Source organism: Pseudarthrobacter sp. ATCC 49987 (genome assembly GCF_009928425.1).
Classification (GTDB): domain Bacteria; phylum Actinomycetota; class Actinomycetes; order Actinomycetales; family Micrococcaceae; genus Arthrobacter.
This window is the reverse complement of record NZ_JAABNS010000001.1, coordinates 765,121-784,048: the sequence shown is the minus strand read 5'-3', so window position 1 is coordinate 784,048 and position 18,928 is coordinate 765,121. Positions and strand designations below refer to the sequence as shown.

The 18,928-nt window shown below is 69.0% G+C and carries 18 protein-coding genes; 6 read left to right on the top strand and 12 right to left on the bottom strand.

Annotated features, from left to right (window positions below):
* Positions 1-74: 74 nt before the first annotated feature.
* From GXK59_RS03735 to GXK59_RS03705, 7 genes are all read right to left on the bottom strand, one after another.
* Positions 75-1,037 carry an ABC transporter substrate-binding protein gene (locus GXK59_RS03735; protein WP_160664479.1) on the bottom strand — a complete coding sequence of 321 codons (963 nt, stop codon included), beginning with the start codon at positions 1,035-1,037 and terminating at the stop codon, positions 75-77.
* Complete coding sequence (locus tag GXK59_RS03730) at positions 1,034-1,780, bottom strand: ABC transporter permease (protein WP_160664477.1); 747 nt, start codon at positions 1,778-1,780, stop codon at positions 1,034-1,036. The genes GXK59_RS03735 and GXK59_RS03730 overlap by 4 nt, the downstream gene beginning before the upstream one ends.
* On the bottom strand, positions 1,777-2,529 hold the full coding sequence (locus GXK59_RS03725; RefSeq protein ID WP_160664475.1) for an ABC transporter permease: 753 nt from the start codon (positions 2,527-2,529) through the stop codon (positions 1,777-1,779). The genes GXK59_RS03730 and GXK59_RS03725 overlap by 4 nt, the downstream gene beginning before the upstream one ends.
* Entirely contained in the window at positions 2,529-3,623 is a 1,095-nt protein-coding gene (locus GXK59_RS03720; protein WP_160664473.1) for an ABC transporter ATP-binding protein, read from the bottom strand. The genes GXK59_RS03725 and GXK59_RS03720 overlap by 1 nt, the downstream gene beginning before the upstream one ends.
* A gap of 258 nt (positions 3,624-3,881) precedes the next feature.
* Positions 3,882-5,030, bottom strand: a complete 1,149-nt coding sequence (gene rsgA, locus GXK59_RS03715) for a ribosome small subunit-dependent GTPase A (RefSeq protein ID WP_160668970.1) — start codon at positions 5,028-5,030, stop codon at positions 3,882-3,884.
* A 283-nt stretch (positions 5,031-5,313) separates the two neighbouring features.
* Positions 5,314-5,766, bottom strand: a complete 453-nt coding sequence (locus tag GXK59_RS03710; protein ID WP_160664471.1) for an NUDIX hydrolase — start codon at positions 5,764-5,766, stop codon at positions 5,314-5,316.
* A gap of 46 nt (positions 5,767-5,812) precedes the next feature.
* The gene (locus GXK59_RS03705) at positions 5,813-6,751 is read right to left on the bottom strand and encodes an N-acetylglucosamine kinase (protein ID WP_443094256.1); all 939 of its coding nucleotides are present in this window, start codon (positions 6,749-6,751) and stop codon (positions 5,813-5,815) included.
* A 36-nt stretch (positions 6,752-6,787) separates the two neighbouring features.
* Here GXK59_RS03705 and GXK59_RS03700 point away from each other — a divergent pair, with 36 nt between their 5' ends.
* Positions 6,788-7,846 (top strand): nitronate monooxygenase, encoded by a 1,059-nt coding sequence (locus GXK59_RS03700; protein WP_160664469.1) that lies wholly within the window; start codon positions 6,788-6,790, stop codon positions 7,844-7,846.
* Between the two features lie 102 nt (positions 7,847-7,948).
* On the opposite strand, the gene GXK59_RS03695 is transcribed toward GXK59_RS03700, so the two are convergent.
* Positions 7,949-8,926, bottom strand: a complete 978-nt coding sequence (locus GXK59_RS03695; RefSeq protein ID WP_160664467.1) for a LysR family transcriptional regulator — start codon at positions 8,924-8,926, stop codon at positions 7,949-7,951.
* A 90-nt stretch (positions 8,927-9,016) separates the two neighbouring features.
* Here GXK59_RS03695 and GXK59_RS03690 point away from each other — a divergent pair, with 90 nt between their 5' ends.
* Complete coding sequence (locus tag GXK59_RS03690) at positions 9,017-10,351, top strand: MFS transporter (protein ID WP_160664465.1); 1,335 nt, start codon at positions 9,017-9,019, stop codon at positions 10,349-10,351.
* On the opposite strand, the gene GXK59_RS03685 is transcribed toward GXK59_RS03690, so the two are convergent.
* Complete coding sequence (locus tag GXK59_RS03685) at positions 10,341-11,504, bottom strand: trans-sulfuration enzyme family protein (protein WP_237393776.1); 1,164 nt, start codon at positions 11,502-11,504, stop codon at positions 10,341-10,343. The genes GXK59_RS03690 and GXK59_RS03685 overlap by 11 nt on opposite strands.
* A 133-nt stretch (positions 11,505-11,637) precedes the next feature.
* On the opposite strand from GXK59_RS03685, the gene GXK59_RS03680 reads away from it, so the two are divergent.
* The gene (locus GXK59_RS03680) at positions 11,638-12,144 is read left to right on the top strand and encodes an Lrp/AsnC family transcriptional regulator (RefSeq protein ID WP_024368405.1); all 507 of its coding nucleotides are present in this window, start codon (positions 11,638-11,640) and stop codon (positions 12,142-12,144) included.
* Positions 12,145-12,180: 36 nt separating this feature from the next.
* Here GXK59_RS03680 and GXK59_RS03675 read toward each other — a convergent pair whose 3' ends face one another.
* Entirely contained in the window at positions 12,181-13,419 is a 1,239-nt protein-coding gene (locus tag GXK59_RS03675) for an MFS transporter (protein WP_160664463.1), read from the bottom strand.
* 156 nt (positions 13,420-13,575) lie between these two features.
* On the opposite strand from GXK59_RS03675, the gene GXK59_RS03670 reads away from it, so the two are divergent.
* Genes GXK59_RS03670 through GXK59_RS03660 form a run of 3 tightly spaced genes read left to right on the top strand, consistent with a single transcriptional unit; the run spans position 13,576 to position 16,857 of the window.
* The gene (locus tag GXK59_RS03670) at positions 13,576-14,109 is read left to right on the top strand and encodes an Lrp/AsnC family transcriptional regulator (RefSeq protein WP_160664461.1); all 534 of its coding nucleotides are present in this window, start codon (positions 13,576-13,578) and stop codon (positions 14,107-14,109) included.
* Positions 14,110-14,116: 7 nt separating this feature from the next.
* Entirely contained in the window at positions 14,117-15,112 is a 996-nt protein-coding gene (gene corA / locus GXK59_RS03665; RefSeq protein WP_160664459.1) for a magnesium/cobalt transporter CorA, read from the top strand.
* Between the two features lie 41 nt (positions 15,113-15,153).
* Positions 15,154-16,857 carry an ABC1 kinase family protein gene (locus GXK59_RS03660; RefSeq protein ID WP_160664457.1) on the top strand — a complete coding sequence of 568 codons (1,704 nt, stop codon included), beginning with the start codon at positions 15,154-15,156 and terminating at the stop codon, positions 16,855-16,857.
* Positions 16,858-16,896: 39 nt separating this feature from the next.
* Here the strand turns inward: GXK59_RS03660 and GXK59_RS03655 are convergent, their stop codons facing one another.
* Together GXK59_RS03655 and GXK59_RS03650 are read right to left on the bottom strand one after the other, a co-directional pair.
* Positions 16,897-17,211, bottom strand: a complete 315-nt coding sequence (locus GXK59_RS03655) for a hypothetical protein (protein ID WP_160664455.1) — start codon at positions 17,209-17,211, stop codon at positions 16,897-16,899.
* A 107-nt stretch (positions 17,212-17,318) separates the two neighbouring features.
* Positions 17,319-18,911, bottom strand: coding sequence for an ABC-F family ATP-binding cassette domain-containing protein (locus GXK59_RS03650; protein ID WP_160664453.1), 1,593 nt, complete (start codon positions 18,909-18,911; stop codon positions 17,319-17,321).
* Positions 18,912-18,928: the final 17 nt, after the last annotated feature.

The following is an 18,928-nucleotide window of genomic DNA, read 5'->3' as shown; positions in this document are numbered from 1 at the left end:
CGGCTGCCGGGCTCCCCGTGGACCGGAGGAGCCGGCAGCCGCCGTCGTTGGTCAGAAAGGCCCGGATGCGACGCTTACTTGACGATGCCCTTGTCTTTGAGCCAGGCAGCCGCAGCGTCCTTCGGGTTCTGCTTCTGGCTGCCACTGACTGCCCGGTTGAGGTTGATCAGATCCTCGGTGGTGAGGGTCTTGGAGACGGCGTTCAGGGCTTCCTTCGCCTTGTCCGTCATCTTGGCCTTGTTGTACAGCGGCAGGACCTGCTGGGCGATGAAGTTGTTCTTCGGGTCCTCAAGCACCACCAGGTCGTTGTCCGCGATGGACGGGGTGGTGGTGTAGATGTCGGCCACCTGGACCTGGTCCGAGAGGAGGGCCTTGAGCGTAACGGCTCCGCCGCCGTCGCTGAACGGCTCCAGCTTCTTGGGTACGCAGTTGTAGTTCTTCGCCAGGCCCGGCAGCCCGTAGGCGCGTTCGGCGAAGGTCGCCGGGGCGCCCACAACAATTTCGCTGCAGACCTTGGCGAGGTCTTCGATCGACTTCAGCTGGTACTTCTCCGCGGTGGCTTTCGTGACCACCATGGCGTCCTTGTCCTCGGCCTTGGAGGGCTCCAGCACGGCCAGTCCCTCGGGCAGCTTGCCCGGGAGTGCCTTGTAGATGTCTGCGGCCGAGACCTCTGTGGCGTCCTTGCTGACGTGCAGCAGCAGGTTGCCGCTGTAGTCGGGGATGACGTCCACCGATCCGTCCTGGACGGCCTTGAAGTAGACCTCGCGGGAACCGATGTTCGGCTTGGTGCTCGCCGTGACGCCGGCGCCGTTGAGCGCACCGGCGTAGACCTCGGCGATGATCTGGCTCTCGGGGAAATCGGCGGAACCGATCACGAGGGCCGAGCCCGAACCGGACGCGGCCCCGCCCGTCGCGGGGGCTGACGAGAGCGGATTGGACGAGCCTCCGCAGGCGGACAATGCCATGGCCAGGCCGACGCCGGCGGCCAGGCCGCCGAATGCGCGCCTGCCGAGTGCTCGTTGGCGGGTTTCCTTCATGACGTACCTCCTTGAACAACAGTCCCCGCGGGTACGGGGTCTGTGAGATCAACCGCAGCCTGCTGGCTCCGGTTTGGCTGTGAAGAGGCCCCCTGGGACAGGAAGAGCCTCTGGATGAGGGCGAGGACAAGGTCGACGGCGATGGCCAGCCCGGCGATGAGCAGGGATCCGCCCAGCATCTGGGGGAAGTCGGACAGCACGAGGCCGTCGAAAAGGTACCGGCCGAGGCCGCCCAGGTTGATGTACGCCACCACCGAGACGGTGGCGATGGCCTGGAGCACGCCGGTCCGGAACCCGCCGTACATGACAGGCAGCGCGTTGGGGAATTCGGCGCGGAAGAGCACCTGGATCTCCGTCATGCCCATGGCCCGCGCGGCGTCGACGACGTTGCGGTCCACGCTGGAGATGCCGGCGTAAGTGCCTGCGAGCAGCGGAGGTACCGTCAGGATCACGAGGGCCCAGATCGGCGGCATGAGGCCGATGCCGGCCAGCAGGACGAAGAGCGTCAGCAGGCCAAGGGTCGGCAGGGCACGGAGGGCGCCGGCGACGGCCACGGCGGCGACCCGCCCGCGCCCGGTGTGTCCGACGTACAGGCCGATGGGCACGGCAATGGCGGTGGCGATCAGCATGACCAGGCCGGTGTAGAGCAGGTGCTCTGCCAGCCGCGCGGGGATTCCGGCGCTGCCGGACCAGTGCTCCGGATCGCCGAGCCACGCGAAGGTGTCGGTGACGACGTTGCTCATGCGTTCCCCCCTCCGGTCTTGGGCCGCGCGAACCGCAGCGCTGCGGCAGCGGTGCCCGCCTTGCCGCGTCCGTCGTCGGAAACGCTGCCGGAATCGGCGCTGGCGCCCGTGGCGGCCGCGGCGCGGGTCCAGGGCGTCAGCAGCCGTTCGAGCAGGACGAGGACCGCGTCCATCAGCAGGGCAAGGATGAGGATGGCGATGATGCCTACCACCACCTCGGTGACGAAGTCGCGCTGCAGGCCCGAGGTGAAGAGCATTCCGAGGTTGCCGATGCCGAGCAGGGCCGCGACGCTGACCAGCGAGATGTTGCTGACGGAGACAACCCGCAGTCCGGCGAACAGCACCGGCAGGGACAGCGGCAGGTCGATCTGCAGGAAACGGGCGAAGGGTTTGAATCCCATGGCGACGGCGGCCTGCCGGAGGTCCTCGTCCACCGAGTCAAAGGCGTCCAGGGTGGCGCGCACGAGCAGGGCCACGGCGTAGATGGTCAGGGCCACGACGACGTTGACCGGATCCAGGATCCGGGTTCCGAGGACTGTCGGCAGGATGATGAAAAGCGCCAGGGACGGGATGGTGTAGAGCAGCGAGGAACCGGTCAGGACCGCGGACCGGAGCGCGCGGTTCTGCCGGGCGAACTGGGCCAGGGGGACGGCAATCAGCACTCCGAACACCATCGGCAGGATGGCCAGGACGAGGTGCTGGCCGGCGAGGCTGAAGACCTGCGCGCTGTTGGCCAGGAACCAGTCCATCAGAGCGCGCCCTGGCGGACGTGGCGGTCGGATTCGATCACGGCGAGGACTTCTTCGGCGGTGATGACGCCGGCCACCCGGCCGTCCGCGTCCACCGCGACGCCGAGTCCGGACGGCGATGACAGCGCCGCGTCGAGGGCGCGGCGGAGCGTGTCGCCCTTCCGGAAGAGGGATCCGCCGGGAACCGTGCCGGCACCCTTGACCGGACCGGACCAGCCGAGGGGACGCAGGCTGTCGTCGACCACCAGTTCCCAGTCGCCGGAGGCGTTGCCGCCGGTCTCGAGTTCTCCGGGGGTGACCGTCCGGGCAGGGTGCACGGTAACGCCGTCGGACGGGCTGAAGCCCAAGTGCCGGAAGCCGCGGTCCCGGCCCACGAAGGATGCCACGAAGTCGTTGGCCGGGGCGCGGAGGATTTCCTCCGGAGTGGCGTATTGCGCCAGTTTGCCGCCGAGGCCGAATACAGCGACCTTGTCCCCCAGCATGGTGGCCTCGTCAATATCGTGGGTGACGAAGACGATGGTCTTGGCGAGGTCGCGCTGGAGCCTGAGGAGTTCCTGCTGCAGTTCGTCGCGGACCACAGGGTCCACGGCGCTGAAGGGTTCATCCATGAGCAGCACGGGAGGGTCGGCGGCGAGCGCCCGCGCCACCCCGACGCGCTGCTGCTGTCCGCCGGACAGCTGGGAGGGGTAGCGCTTGCCGAGCGCGGACGCCAGCCCGACGACGTCGAGCAGTTCCTGTGCGCGCTTGCGCGCCTCGGCCTTGGACACGCCGTTGAGCCGGGGCACGGTGGCGATGTTGTCCAGCACGGAACGGTGCGGCATCAGCCCGGAGGACTGCATCACGTAGCCCATGGAGCGGCGCAGCTTCGCCGCGGGCACTGAGGTGACGTCCTGGCCGCCAACGGTGATGGTCCCTGACGTCGGCTCGACCATGCGGTTGATCATTCGCAGCGAGGTGGTCTTGCCGCACCCCGAGGGCCCGACGAAGACCGTGATGGCGCCTTGGTCGATGGACATGGTCAGGCCGTCGACGGCGGCCTGGCCGCCCTGGTACTGCTTGGTGACGTTCTGGAACTCGATCATGGCTTCAGCCATTTCCGGGCTTACCTTTTCTGTTGGCGGCAACATCGGGCGGTCCAGCCAACTGATCATATGCATGCTGATTTTTGGCTGTAAAGACGGTAGAACACAGCCTAGCCAGCGCGGCTGGCAAAGTCAGGGACCTGAACAAGGGCACCGGGGCTGACGTAGTGGTTCGTAGGACAGGCGGCGAAGGATGGGTGCCGCGCCGGAGAAGTTTTTCCGGCAGCACCCATCCACCGCCATTGAGGTGCTACACAGGCAATCGCGGGGTCACTGCGCGCCCATTCGGTCGGGCCCGCCCCGGCCCTTCCGGCCGCGCTTCGCGCCCCGGTTTTCGGCCGCCTCGTGGCTGTCCCTTTCCGCCGACCGCTGGCTCTTGCCGGCAGCCGAAACCTGCTGGTGCCACTCCCGGGCGTAGGCGCGGCTGGCCGCAGAATCGTGCCGCCGTGCCAGGGCCGCGAGTTCACGTTGGAGCTTCAGGTAGCTCGCCCAGCGGCGGTCCTCGAGGGAACCGTCCGCGAGGGCGGCCCGCACGGCGCAGCCGGGCTCGCTGCCGTGGGCGCAGTCGGAGAACCGGCATTGCCCGAAGAGTTCCTCGAGATCGCCGAACATCTCCGTCATCCCGCCGTCGGCGTCGAACAGCCCGAAACCGCGCACCCCCGGGGTGTCCATCAGCACGGCACCGCCCGGCAGGGGGACCAGTTCGCGGGCGGTGGTGGTGTGCTTGCCCTTGCCGTCGCCGGACCGGACTGCCCCGGTTTCCTGGACTTCGGCACCGGCGAGGGCGTTGATGAGTGTGGATTTTCCGGCTCCCGAGGGCCCCAGCAGCACGAGGGTGCCGCCGGGCGGGAGGTGGCCCAGCAGTTCATCGAGGCCGTCGCGCTGTTCCGCGGAGGTGGTGACCACTGCGACGCCGGCGGCCTGGAGCATGACCTCGCCAACGACGTCGTCCGCGACGTCGGCAAGGTCCGCTTTGGTGATGATGACGAGCGGGGTGGCGCCGGAGTCCCAGGCCGCGACGAGGGTGCGTTCGAGCCGGTTGTGGGTGAGCGGCCGGTCCACGGGCACCACGACGCCGACGATGTCCATGTTGGCGCCCAGCACCTGCGCCTCCGAGGAGGCCTCGAACGCGCGCTTGCGGCTCAGTTCCGAGTGCCGGGGCAGGATCTTCGCGATGGCAGGCTCCCTGGCGGTATTGGATCCCAACCAGACCCAGTCCCCGGTGGCGGGCAGTTCCCCGGTGCCGGGATAGGGCAAACGGAGGGTCGTGTCGTGTGTGGCGACAAGGACCAGGTTCCGGTCCACGCGGATGACCCGGCCCGCGCCGGTGCCGCCTGGCACGGGGTGGGCCGCGAAGTGTTCGGCGACGGCGGCCGTGAAGCCGAACCCTGCCGGTCCGGCGGGAAGATCGGTGGGGATGGGGTGGGCGGCGCCCGAGGCGCCGGGACGTGCAGATGGAGTAGTCAACGAAAACCCTTTGATGGGCCCCGGTGCACGTGCCGCGCTGCGGGTTCTCTTGAACCGGGCAGCAGTAAGGCTAGTGGGTGCTGAAGGCCGGGGCGGGAATGGTGGAGTGGCTGATGGTGGCGCGCAGCGCGCACCGGACTGTTGCAGTCATCGTCTCCACCTCCCTGTTCCCGCGATCGGCGATTCTGCCGGTTTTTAGGATAGCCGGATGCCCCGGGGCCTGGCTAGGAAACGGTCAGGATAGTTTGCCGTTCAGCGGCCGCTCGCGGTGGAGCCGGAGCGCGGCGTCGACGAGCGAGACCTTGTTGAGCCCCGCGACGTCCGCCAGCGGGATCCAGGCCGCGTGGGTAGTGCTGCCGTCCACTTCGTGCCGCAGGTCCCCGCCGGTAATGGTCGCCTCGTAGACGAGCCGGAGGGACTGGAAGTCCCGTTCGCCGCCGTCGATCCGGATCTCCGCGGGCCAGTGCCCGACGTCGATCCCCAGCATGGCGCCGACCTCCGCGTGGTATCCGGTTTCCTCGTAGATCTCCCGGCGGCAGCCGTCGACAGGGTGCTCGGCCAGGTCAAGGCCGCCGCCCGGCAGGGTCCAGCCCTCCTTGCCGCCCTGCTTCCAGTACGCCAGGAGGATGGCGCCGTCGCGGATGATGACCGCGTATGCGGCGGGGCGGGTGTCGAAGTTCAGGCTCATTGTTCCAGCGTAGTAGCCCGCCGGCGTCGGAGTCCGCCGGGCCTGATCAGCCCTGCTCGGCCACGAGCTGGAGCACACCAAAGACGGGATCCCGGTCCAGGACCCGGACGTCGGTGATCCCCACGGCGGCCAGGGCTGTGCGGAAGGATTCCTGCAGGCGCGGGACGTTCATGCCCAGTCCGCTGCCCAGGATCACCGGGCCGTCGATGCCGAGCTGCCGGACCGTCTGCTCTGCGAGGGCTGCCAGGTCCCGTCCGGCCTGGTCCACGAGTTCCTGGCTGGCGGCGTGCCCGGCGGCGGCAGCGTCGACCACGAGCCGGGCCCGTTCGGCCCAGTACCGGCGCCCGGTCTGCGGTGAATGGAAGAGCGCGATCAGCTTGTTGGGGTCATCCACGCCGCAGGAGGCCAGCAGTGCCGTTGTGAGTTCGTCCGGTTCCAGCCCCTGGTTCATCCGGCGCAGGCTGTGGCGCACTGCCTCGCGGCCCAGCCAGTACCCGCTGCCTTCGTCGCCCAGCAGGTAGCCCCAGCCGCCGGCGCGGGCCTCCTCGCCGCTGCTGTTCCTGCCCCAGGCGGCCGAGCCCGTTCCGCCGATGACGGCGACGCCGGTGCTTGCGCCGCCAGCAGCCAGCAGGAGCCTCGAGTCGTGGACTACGGTGATGCGGGCGCTCGGCACATGCGGCGCGATCAGCGCGGCGAGGGCTGCCGCGTCGTCGTCCGTATCGATGCCGCCGGCGCCCGCGTAGACCTGGGAAACCTCTCCACCCCCGATCCGGGCAAAGAGCCCGGCGAGGTTGCGGGCCGCCTCCTCACGGCTGACGTTCTGGACGTTGGAGCTGCCCACAGATTCGTCGGCCACGGCTTTGCCGTCTTCGAAGCGGACGCCGCGCGTCTTGGTCCCGCCGATGTCGAGGCCGATCACTGCGCCGGTGGCGGGAGCGGCCGGGGAACCGGGGTCCGCCGACGGAGGGATGTCAGAATGAGTCACCGGAACAGCCTACTGAATCCTTTCCAGGAGTGAGCAATGCCGCATGACATCTTTGGTACCCGCATCATCGCCGCCCCGATGGCCGGCGGGACCTCCACTCCGGCCTTCGTAAAAGCCGTGCATGACGCCGGCGGCCTGGGCTTCCTGGCCGCCGGATACAAGAGCATGGAGGCCATGCAGGCGGAGATCCGCAGCGCCCGCGCCTCCGGGGCACGGTTCGGCATGAATGTCTTTGTTCCCGACCCCGCCCAGCTGCCGCCGTCCGCGGAGGTGCGGGCGCAGCTCGAGGACTACCGCAGCCGGCTGCGTGTGGATGCCCTGCGGTTCGGCGTGACGGTTCCGCCGCTGCGGCTCGACGACGACGACCACTGGCAGGGCAAGGTCGAAGCGCTGATCGCCGATCCGGTGGAACTCGTCAGTTTTGCGTTCGGGCTCCCCGGTACCGGTGTTGTGCGTGCGCTGCAGCGGGCGGGCTCCGCAGTGCTCGCCACCGTGACGACGGTTGCCGAGGCGCTGGAAGCTGCCGGACAGGGCGTGGATGCGCTGGTGGTGCAGCACGGGAGCGCCGGCGGCCACAGCGCGGCCTTCCAGCCGCGCCCCGCCGGGTCCGACACCGGGCACGACGGCAGCCACGACGGCGGCCAGCCAGGGCCGACGGCGGAGCTGGTCGCCAAGGTGCGGACCGCCGTCGGGCTCGCGCTGCTTGCTGCCGGCGGCGTGATGGACCGGGCGGGGCTGGAGGAGGTCCTGGCCGCGGGGGCACAGGCCGCCCAGCTGGGCACTGCGTTCCTCCGCACGGACGAGAGCGGCGCCCGGCAGCTGCACAAGGACGCCCTCGCCAGCGCGCATTTCACCCAGACCCAGCTGACGAGGGCCTTCACCGGGAGGCCGGCCCGGGCGCTGGTCAATGAGTTCGTGCGGGACCACCCCGACGCGCCGGAGGCCTATCCCGCCGTGCACCACCTCACGGCTCCGCTGCGGGCGGCAGCAGCCGCAGCCGGGGATGCCGAGCGGCTCAACCTGTGGGCGGGCACTGGCTGGCGGCAGGCGCAGGCGGGTCCCGTGGCCGACGTCGTGGCCCGGCTGCTGGGCTGACCGCCTGCCTGCCGCTCCCCCGAAGTCGATGGAACGGTGCGGACCCGCTGGAAGCTCCCTGTGTGTCCGCACTCCTCCGGCGAACCGGCACCATCGGCCGGCTCAGGTACCCGAGCGCCCGCGGACAAAACCGGCCAGGAGTGCCGGGCCGTCGCTGAGCACCAGCTCCCGGAACAGCCGCACCGGGTCCGGTTCGGCGTCCGCTCCCCCACGCCGTTCCCGCCAGGCCAGGCCGATCTCCCGGAACGCGAGGCCGGACTCCAGCGCGATCTCCACCCACCCGAGGTCCCCTGACTGGGCCGGCAGGTGGCGGCCGGGGCCGCCAGGCGGGAGGATGCTCACGCCCAGACCTGCCGAGACGAGCCCCCTCGCCGTGTGGGTGTCCTGGCTCTCGAAGGCGATCCGGGGCCGGAAGCCCGCCTCCCGGAAGAGGGCGTCGGTCAGCGAGCGCATCCCGTAGCCGGGGCCCATCGCCACGAACGGATCCTGCCGGATCTCCGCGAGGCGGGCACGACGGCGCCCGGCGAGCGGGTGCCGGTGGTGGACGACGAGCCGCAGCGGTTCCCGGTACAGGGCTGCCGAGGAGATCAGCCGGCTCGGCGCCGCGAGGGGGGCGGTCAGTGCCAGGTCCGCGTCCCCGGCAGCCAGTTCAGCCAGGCAGCCGTCCCGCGCACCCTGGCTGAGGTCAAAGGCCGGCTGGGGATGCCGGCTGCGGAAGGCACTGATCAGCAGCGGCAGCATCGCCTCGCCGAAAGTGTGCTGGAAAGACACCGCGATCCGGCCGCGCACCACCTCCGACTCGTGCCGGACCAGGTCCAGTCCGGCCTGGAACCCGCCCAGCGCGGCCTCGATGTGCGGGAGGAGCGCCTTGGCCGCGGGAGTGAGCCGAACGCCGCGGCCGTCACGGATCAGCAGGTCCGTCCCGATGATGCTGCTGGCCCGCGCGATGCCCCGGCTGACCGTCGACTGGGGCAGACCCAGCACGTCGGCGGTCGCGGTGATGTGCTGGGTGCGCCCGAGCTCGGCCAGCAGGGGCAACAGCGGCAGCAGCTGGACCAGCTGTTTGTGCTCCACGTCCATGTCCCACGCTCCAGATGGTTCCGTATTTGCTATTGATTCTATGAGAATCATGCATTGGAAGCATGTCTTCCGGAAGCCTACTCTGGAGGGATGTCCCGCCACCCGCTCCGCCAGCTCCCCGCCACCCCCGGGACACCCGGCGCTTCCGCCGCCCCCGGTGCCGCCCCTGCGGTCGACGCCGGGGTTCCCGCGTGGGAGGGGCATGCCAAGGGGTCCGCGGCCTACCAGAAAATTCTCGCCGGGCTGGCGTTCGCCGGCGTCGCCACCTTCGCCCAGCTGTATTCCACCCAGGCGGTGCTGCCGATGATAGCGGCGGAGCTGCAGGTCACGGCGGCCGAGGCGGCACTCACGATCTCGCTGGCCACTGTGGGGCTGGCCGTGACGGTGCTTCCGTGGTCCTTCCTGGCCGACCGCATCGGACGCGTCCGGGCCATGGTGTGGGGCATCTCGGCGGCGACCGTCCTGGGCCTGCTGGTGCCGCTCGCCTCCAGCTTCCCGATGCTGCTGGGCCTGCGGATGCTCGAAGGCATGGCACTGGGCGGCATCCCCGCCATCGCCATCGCTTACCTCAATGAAGAGGTCAACAAGGCCCACGCCGCACTGGCGGCCGGCACCTACGTCGCCGGGACCACCCTGGGTGGACTCGCCGGCCGGCTGGTGGCCGGCTTTGCCGGCGAACTCTGGGGGTGGCGGGCTGCGGCCCTGGCCGTCTCAGTCCTGGCCGCCGCGGCCGCCGTCCTGTTCCTGGTCCTGGTGCCGCAGGCGCGGGGCTTCACGGCGGCCGCGGCCAGCGGTTTCCGCGGCGCGTTCCGGACGCTGGCGGGCCACAGCCGGAACCCGCGGCTGCTGGCCCTCTACCTTCAGGCGTTCCTGCTGATGGGCGGCTTTGTGGCCGTCTACAACTACCTGGGCTTCCGGCTTTCCGGGGAACCGTTCAGCCTCCCGGCCACCATCATCAGCCTGATCTTCCTGGCCTACCTCTCCGGGACGGTCTCCTCCCGCTGGGCCGGCGGGCTGACTGCACGGTTTGGCCGGCGCACGGTGCTGCTGGCCGGAACGGTGCTGATGGTGGCGGGCCTGGCCCTGACGCTCACCCAGCTGCTGGCGCTCATCCTGGCAGGCCTGCTGCTGTTCACCGGCGGATTCTTCGCGGCGCACAGCATCGGCGCAGGCTGGACCGGGGTGATCGCAACAACCGGCCGCGCACAGGCGGCCTCGCTCTACAACCTCGCCTACTACCTCGGGTCCAGCGTCATCGGCTGGGCCGGCGGGCTGGTCTTCCAATCGCTGGGCTGGACGGCCCTGGCGCTGAGTGTGATCGGGCTGGCGTGCACGACGGCGGTGATTACCGCCGTCGTGCATCCGGCCGGCCCGCGGGTCAGGCGCTGGCCCGCGGCCAAGGCACCGGCCGGCGCTAGCGGGTAGCTTCGATGGCCTGCACGAGGTCCGCCACGACATCGGCCGCGTCCTCCAGGCCCACCGACACGCGCAGCAGGCTGGCATGCGGCTTGGCCTCGGCGGCGACCGGCCGGTGCGTCAGCCCGGCAGGGTGCTGGATCAGGGTGTCGATCCCGCCGAGCGAGACCGCATGCGTGATCATGGCCACCGCACCGGGGATCCGTTCGGCGTGCTCGGCACTGCTCAGCTCAAAGGCAAGCAGAGAGCCGGGGCCGGCCATCTGGGTCCCGATCAGCCGCTGCGGATCGCACTCGGGCAGCCCCGGGTAGAAGACCCTCCGGACGAGCCCGTGCCCGGCCAGGGCGAGGGCGACCTTCTGGGCGCTGGCCTGCTGGGCGCGCACCCGGACCGGGAGCGTCGCGAGGCCGCGGTGGAGCAGGTAGGCCGGCCAGGGTGTCAGGATGCCGCCGGTCACGGCCCGGATCTGGCGCAGCCGCGTGGTCCACTCGGGGGCTGCGGCCACCACGCCGCCCATGGCGTCACCGTGTCCGCCGAGGAACTTCGTGGCGCTGTGCAGGACCATGGCGGCGCCGTGCCGGAAGGGCCGCTGGAGGATCGGGCTGGCGAAAGTGTTGTCGACCAGGAGCGGGACGCCGTCCGCCGCCGCGGCCACGCGGGCGATGTCGACGAGCTCAAGGCTCGGGTTGGCCGGCGTTTCGAGGATCACGAGTCCGGTGTCGGTCCGGAGCGCGGCGTGGACACCCTCCGGCGTTGTGAAGGTGACGTCGTTGCCGAGCACTCCCGAGGCCAGCAGGTAGTCGCTTCCGCCGTACAGCGGCCGGACGGCGACCACGTGCTTCTTTCCGGTGGCGACGACGGCGAGCAGCACCGCGGTGAGCGCCGCCATGCCGGTGGCGAACGCCACGGCCTCCGGGGTGTCCTCAAGGACGGCGACACCCTCCTCGAAGCGTGCAACGGTGGGATTCCAGAGCCGCTGGTAGACAGTGCTCTGGCCATCCACGTGGACGCCACCTGTGGCCATGTGTTCATAGGCCATGCCGCCGTCGTGCACGGAAGGAAGCGGCGCTGTGGTGGAAAGATCGATCGGTACCGCGTGCACGCCCAGTTCAGTGAGGCCGTTCCGGCCGGCGTGGACAGCCAGCGAGTCTTGAGAAAGCACCCTTGCTCCTTATGAATATTCACCGTTGAATTCCGCAAGTATCTGGCAATAATTCGGAGTTTTACAGGGGTCGCGAATGGAAGTGTCGGAATGCGCCGTTTATGATGAACAGACAACACACCAAGGAGGACCCGTGAGTAGCAGTGCGAAGAATCTTCGGCCGGGAGCGGGTGCCGGCGAGCCGCTGGACGCTATCGACGAGCGCCTGCTCGCGGCCCTCGTGGCCGACGCACGGATCTCCAACAAGCAGCTGGCCGAGCTGGTGGGCATCGCGCCGTCCACGGCCCTGATGCGCACCAGGGCGCTCTCCGAGCGGGGGATCATCGAGGGCTTCGAGGCGAAGCTGAGCCTGTCCGCGATCGGCCGCTCCGTGCAGGCCCTCATCGCCGTCCGGCTCCGTGCCCACGACCGCGAGCAGATCGACCGCTTCACGGCCCGGGTTCCGAAGCTGCCCGCCGTGCTCTCCACCTTCCACACTTCGGGTTCGGTGGACTACCTGCTGCACATCGCCGTCGCCACCACCGAGGACCTGCGGGACTGGGTGCTGGACAACCTCGCCACCGACCCGGTGGTGGGCCACACCGAAACCACCCTCGTGTTCGACCACATCCAGGGAAACCTCGGCCCGCTGCCGGATTAGGGGCTGCACCGGCCGGCACAGTAGGCCGCCGTGCGCTCAGGCGCGGCGCAACGCCCCGCGAAGGGTGATGGCCGCGAGGGTGACGGCCGCGATCGAGCAGAGCACGACGAAGCCGGCCACCGCCGCCTGCAGGCCAACGACCCCGGCGGCGAGCCCCAGCCCGATCACGGGAATGGCACTGCCGAGGTAGGTGATGACATAGACGGTGCTGATGATCTGGGCGTGGCGTGAGGCCTCGACCTTTCCGGCGACGTCGTTGAAGACGGTCCGGAAGGACACACCCTGTCCGATGCCGGCGGTGATGCTTGCGAGGATCAGCAGCCAGGGGCTGCTCCAGGAAGCAGCCGCGGCGATCAGCAGCACCGACACGGCCAGCAGGCCCAGTCCGACCGGCACGACGAAACGTCCCCGCACGGCGAGAAGCTGGCTGAGCGCGGAGGACCCGAGGGTCAGTCCCGCCAGCAGGCCGATCAGCGGCCGCGAATCGGCGTGGACGATCTGGGCGAAATAGCTGGGTGCCAGGGAGAGGCAGAAGCCGAAGACGGTGAAGCTGAGGAACCCCACCGAGGACGCCAGCCAAAAGGCACCGCGTGCCTCGCTGGACACCGATGGCCGGCGGGGCGCCAGCACACGCAGCGGCTGCTGGCCTGCGACCGAGGTGATGGCCGGCCGGGCCTTGAGCAGGTGCAAGGGAACCAGCAGCGCGGCCAGGACCAGGGAATGCAGGTAGTACGGCGTGGACGTGGGTCCGGGCAGCAGCGAAAGCACTCCCCCGATCGCCGGGCCGGCCGCCACACCCCCGGCGGACGCCAGCAGTGTGAACCTTGACGCCCACTCGGGACGGCTGGGCAGCAGCTCGCGCAGGGCCGCCGAACTGGCGCCGGTGGCGAGCGCCACGGCAACGCCCTGCAGGGCCCGTCCCGCACACAGCGCGGACAGGCTGTCCGCCGTGGCAAACACGGAACCCCCGGCGAGGCCCACGAGCACCGCGAGCACGAGGGCCGCCCGGCGGCCGATGTGGTCGGACCAGTGGCCGGCCAGGATCAGGGTGGCCACCAGCGCCAGGACATAAGCGGAAAAGGCCACCGTGACATCAAGGGCGGTGATGCCGAGTTTGGCCTGCAGCAGCGGGTAAATCGGCGTGGCGAGATTCGCGCCGACCAGCAGCGTGAAAATCACGGTGCCGGCCATCACCAGCCGGGCCGTGGTGGAGGCGTCCCATCCCCAGCGTTCTGCTGTGGCGGGACGCATGCGAAGCTCGCTGAAGACCGTCATGTCCGTGCCCTTGCGTGGAAGCGGGCCGCGTGTTCCCTGTGATGGGGGAACCGCCAGCCCGTGATGATTTGGTGCTTAAAGAATGCGTCATTGCTGATCCTCGCAGCTTATTTTCATGCCAAAATTGATCAAAACAGTCAATCGAACGCCGCGCGAATGAACGGGAGTGATGATTTGAACAGTCTTGACCCCACGGACCTGAAAATCCTGCTGGAACTGATCCGGGATCCCCGGGTCCAGATCGGGGAGCTCAGCGAAACGCTGGGCATTGCACGCAACACGGCCCAGTCCCGGGTCCGGCGCATGCAGCGTTCCGGCTTGCTGCACGACGGCGGCCGTGAGATCGATCTGGAAGCGGTGGGCTACGACGTCGTTGCCTTCGTCACGATCGAGGTCAACCACCGGGAACTCGACGGCGTGGTGGGCGCCCTGCGCCTGATCGCCCAGGTCCTGGAAGTCCACGAGATCTCCGGCCGCGGCGATGTGTGGTGCCGGGTGGTGGCCACCGACACGCACAACCTGCAGGCAGCCCTGCGCTCCATCCTCCGGATCAAGGGCGTGATCCGGACCGAGACCGTCCTCGCCCTGCACACCCACATCCAGTACCGCACCGAGCCGCTGATCAGCCGGCTGGCCCAAAGCGGCTCGCTGGCCGGCCCCGCGCAGCCGCGGGCGCCGAAGACAGGATAATGGGCCCGTGACTATCATCGATAACGCCGTCTACGTTGACGGCGTCCGCAGCGCCGAGCCGCAGAGCCTCGAGCAGACCTTTGAGACCCTGAACCGGAGCGGCGGGATGGCGTGGGTCGGCCTTTACCGGCCGACGGAAGCCGAAATGGCCGCGGTCGCCGCGGAGTTCGGGCTGCACAGGCTCGCCGTGGAAGACGCGATTTCCGCCCACCAGCGCCCCAAACTGGAACGCTATGACGACAACCTCTTCACCGTGCTGCGGCCCGCGCGGTACCTGGACGCATCAGAAACCGTGGAATTCGGCGAACTCCACGTGTTCACCGGCAGGAACTTCGTCGTCACCGTCCGGCACGCGGAGACCGGCGGGGTGGCGCAGGTGCGGCGGAAACTGGAGAAGCGCCCCGACCTGCTGTGCCACGGCCCGGAGGCTGTGCTCTACGCCCTCATGGACCAGGTGGTGGACGACTACGTCCCGGTCGTTGCGGGGCTGGAGAACGACATCGACGAGATCGAGGACCAGCTGTTCAGCGGCGACTCCACCGTCTCCCGGCGGATCTACGAGCTGGCCCGGGAGGTCATCCAGTTCCAGCGCGCCATCCATCCGCTCCCGGCCATGATGGAGCGGCTCCGGCGCGGCTTCGAAAAGTATGAGGTGACGTCCGAGCTCCAGCACAGCCTCCGCGACGTCGAAGACCATGTGGAGCGGCTGATCTCCCGTGCCGATTCCTTCCGGGACCTCCTGCAGAACGCCCTCACCCTCGACGGCACGCTGACGGCCAACCGGCAGAACGAGGCCAGCGCCGAGCAGAACGAGCAGGTCAAGAAGATCTCGTCCTGGGCGGCCATCTTCTTCGCCCCGTCCTTTGTCGCAGGCGTCTACGGCATGAACTTTGACCGGATGCCCGAACTGCAGTGGACGTTCGGCTACCCGATGGCAATCGGGCTGATGGCCGGCACCGCCGCCCTGATGTACGGCATCTTCAAGAGGAAGGGCTGGCTGTAGCCGGCGGGACCGGCCGGCGGACCCGCGTGTAGTCTGGCGTCATGAGCGCGCGGCGGGACCGGTTCCGGGACATCGTGGAGACCCTGACGAGGCACGGACTGGGCTTTGCGCTGGGTAACCTTGGGCTGGACAGGCTGCGGCCCGCGACGGGGACGCCGGAGCTGTCCCGTCGTCCGCCACGGGGGGCGAGCCTGCCCGTGCGCGTCCGGCTCGCCCTGGAGGACCTCGGCGCCGTCTACATCAAGTTCGGCCAGATCGTGTCGACGCGCACGGATGTGCTTCCGCCGGAGTACGCCACGGAGCTCGCGAAACTCCAGGACGCCTCCCCTCCCATCGCTGCCGCCGAGGTCCGCGCCGTCATCGCCGAGGAGCTCGGCACCGCGGCGGGCCGGTTGCTCGATTCGCTGGATGACACTCCCCTCGCCACGGGTTCCATCGGCCAGGTCCACTGCGGCCGGATCGCGCTGGACGCGGAGGCTGAGGGCTCCGGCGCGTCCGGCGCCACAGCCGGCGGCGGCCGACTCATCGACGTCGTGGTCAAGGTCCGCCGGCCCGGCGTCGTGGCCCAGATCAATGAGGATCTGGAGATCATGGCCGAGCTGGCCAAACGGGCCGAGCGTGCCTCCACAAGGGCTGCCGGCCTCCATCTGGAGGCCCTCGTGGACGAGTTCTCCCAGACCCTGCGGGCGGAACTGGACTACCTGCAGGAGGCCAGGAACGCGGAGCACTTCGCCGCAAACTTCGCGGGCGACGGCCGCGTCCACATCCCCCGGGTCTTCTGGGACACCACCACATCGCGGGTCCTCACGCTGGAGCGTATCCGCGGCATCAAGGTCAACGACGCCGCCGCACTGCGGGAGGCGGGCATCGAGGCCGGGGAGCTGGCCCGGCAGGCCTGCAGCATCCTGCTGAAGATGGTCTTCGAGGACGGCTTCTTCCACGCCGACCCGCATCCCGGGAATTTCTTCGTGGAAGAAGACGGGCGTCTTGGCATCATTGACTTCGGCATGGTTGGGCACATCAGCGACGCCACGCGCGATCAGCTGGTCCGGATGCTACTGGCCATCGTGGAACAGGATGCCGCCCGGCTGACCACGGCCCTGGTCCGCATGTGCGGGGCGCAGGCCAACGGCGGCTTTGGCGGACTGCAGTCAGATGTGGGCCGGCTCGTGGACCGCTACGCCGGACGGCCGCTGGCGGAGATTCCGATCGTGGCGGTCCTGTCGGAACTGGCGGCGCTGCTGCGCCACTACCGGCTGCGTCTGCCCCGGGAAACAGCGCTTCTGCTGAAGATGCTGGTGATGGCGGACGGCCTGGGCAAACAGCTGGATCCCGGATTCGAGCTGACCACCCAGCTGGGCCCCTTCACGCAGAAGATCATCCTCGGCTCGTTGTCCCCCGAGGCCCTCGCGGAGCGGCTCAAGAAGCTCGGCCGGGAAGCCCTGCGCTTCGGGACGGACGCGCCGGACATCCTGCGCCGGGTGGTGGAGGTCCTGGAGCGCGGCGGCATCGACATCCATTTCCGGGCCGATGAGCTGGACCGGCTCATGGACAAGGCGGAGAAGACCGGGAACCGGATCGTCGCCGGGCTCATCACCGCCGCCCTGATCAATGCCGTCGGGGAGCTGGTGTCCGTCCAGCCGGACCGCTGGAAGAACTGGTCCAAGACGCTCTTCACCGCCGGGATCGGCGGCGTCGGCGCCTTGGGGGCCTATCTGGCGCTAAGCTCCCGGCACCGGAAATAGCGGGGCCCGACAGCGTCGGAGCTGGCAGAGTCGGGACTGTCAGCGGCGCCGCCGTGCCTGCGCGACCAGCCGGCTGAAGGCCAGGATGAACACCGCCTCGATCAGTACCATGAGCCCGAGCAACAGCCACTGGCTTTGGCCGACGAAGACGACGGCGCCGACCACCACCAGGACGGTTCCCAGGGTCAGGGCATAAACGGCGAAGCCGATGGCCACCTTCGCGCTGCGGACTCCCGTGCGGAAGCCGAAGCCCACTGGTTCACCCCCGGGGTAGCCCTCCACCCGGTCCGGTCCGGCCGGTGTGAGCCTGTCGAACTCATCCCACGGGTCGCGGTCCTGATCCTGTTCGGCCATAGTGCCATTATCCCGCGGCAAGGGCGGCCCGGGCAGACTCCGGGCAGCGGCATCTGCCGGAGGGCTTCCGCTGCACCCCGCCGTCGCCGGCCCGGGCTGGTCAGCGCCTAAGCGACGCGGACGTCGATTTCACCGGGTTCGGCGCCGTCAGCGCCGAACACCAGATGGCGGTTGGCGATTTTTTCGCTGAAGAACCGGTCGTGGCTGACCACCACGACGGCTCCGGGGAAGTGCACCAGCGCGCGTTCCATGACCTGGGTGCTGGACATGTCCAGGTGGTTGGTCGGCTCGTCCAGCAGCAGCACCGAGGCGCCGGAGAGGAGGCACTGCGCCATGGCGACGCGCGCCTTCTGGCCGCCGGAAAGGTTCCCGATCTTCTGCTTGAGGTCCGCCTCGGAGAACTGGAACATCGCCAGGAACCGGTTGACGGACTTCTTCGTGGCGCTGAACGCCAGGCTGTCCGGCAGCGCGTTGACTGCGTGGGACACCGTGTCGGCGTCGTCGAGGTCCTCGAGCATCTGGTTGTAGGAGACAAAGCCGGGACCCTTGGCCCAGGCCACTTCCCCGGAGTCGGCCTGCTCTTCGCCGGTCAGCACCTTCAGGAGCGTGGACTTGCCGCTGCCGTTGGCGCCCAGGACCACAATCCGGTTCCCCCGGCGGATCTCGAAGCTCAGATCGTCGAACAGCAGCTTTTCCCCGTAGGACTTCCCCAGCCCCTCCACCCGGCAGAGGACGTCCTTGACGTGCAGGCCGCCGTAGATCTCCGTGACGATCTGGTCCACGGGCCGCGGCGTGCGGGACTTCTTGATCTTGGCCAGCTGGTTCCCCAGCCCGCGGCTGGCCGCCTTGGCCGCTTCGCGGCGGTCGGCGATGCCTTCGGCTTCGAAGGCCAGGAGCTCGGATTCGTGCACAAACTGCTGTTCAAGGGTCTTGAGTCGGAACTGTTTCTGCACCACGTATTCGCCGAAGTTGCCCGGGTATTCGTGCAGGTGGAAGTTCTCCACCTCGATGATCCGGGTGACGACCGCATCGAGGAATTTCCGGTCGTGCGAGACGATGATCGCGGCGCCCTTGAAGTCCCGGAACCAGCTTTCGAGCCATTCGACGCCGGCGACGTCCAGGAAGTTGGTGGGCTCGTCGAGCAGCAGCACGTCCGGGCCTTCGAGCAGGATCTTGGCCAGGGCCGCACGGTTGCGCCAGCCGCCGGACAGCTCGTCGATCGCGCAGCGGCGGTGGGCCTCGTCGAAGCCCAGGGTGGTGAGGACGGTGTCGATGCGCCGGGGGTAGTCCCAGCCGTCGAGCCGTTCCATGTCCTCGAAGAGCTCCGCCTGGCGGCTGATGAGACGGTCGAGTTCGGCGTCGGCGGGACCGGCTGCGATGGAGGCGTCGATGGCGGCGAGTTCGGCCTCGACGGCCTTGATCTCCGCAAACAGGGCATCGAGCACTTCGAGAATAGTCGCGTCCCCGTTGAGTTCCGAGAACTGGGAGAAGTAGCCCACCTTGGTGCCCAGTTCCAGGGTGACCGTGCCGGTATCCGGTGCCACCTGGTCGAGGACCAGTTTGAGGATGGTTGTCTTGCCGGAGCCGTTCTTGCCGATCAGGCCCACGCGGTCGCCGGCCTCGAGGCGGAAGAACGCCTCCCGGAGAATCTGGGTGTTGTCGAAGCGCACGCTGACGTCTTGCAGCCGGATCAGGCTCATGGGTGTTTCTCTTTCAG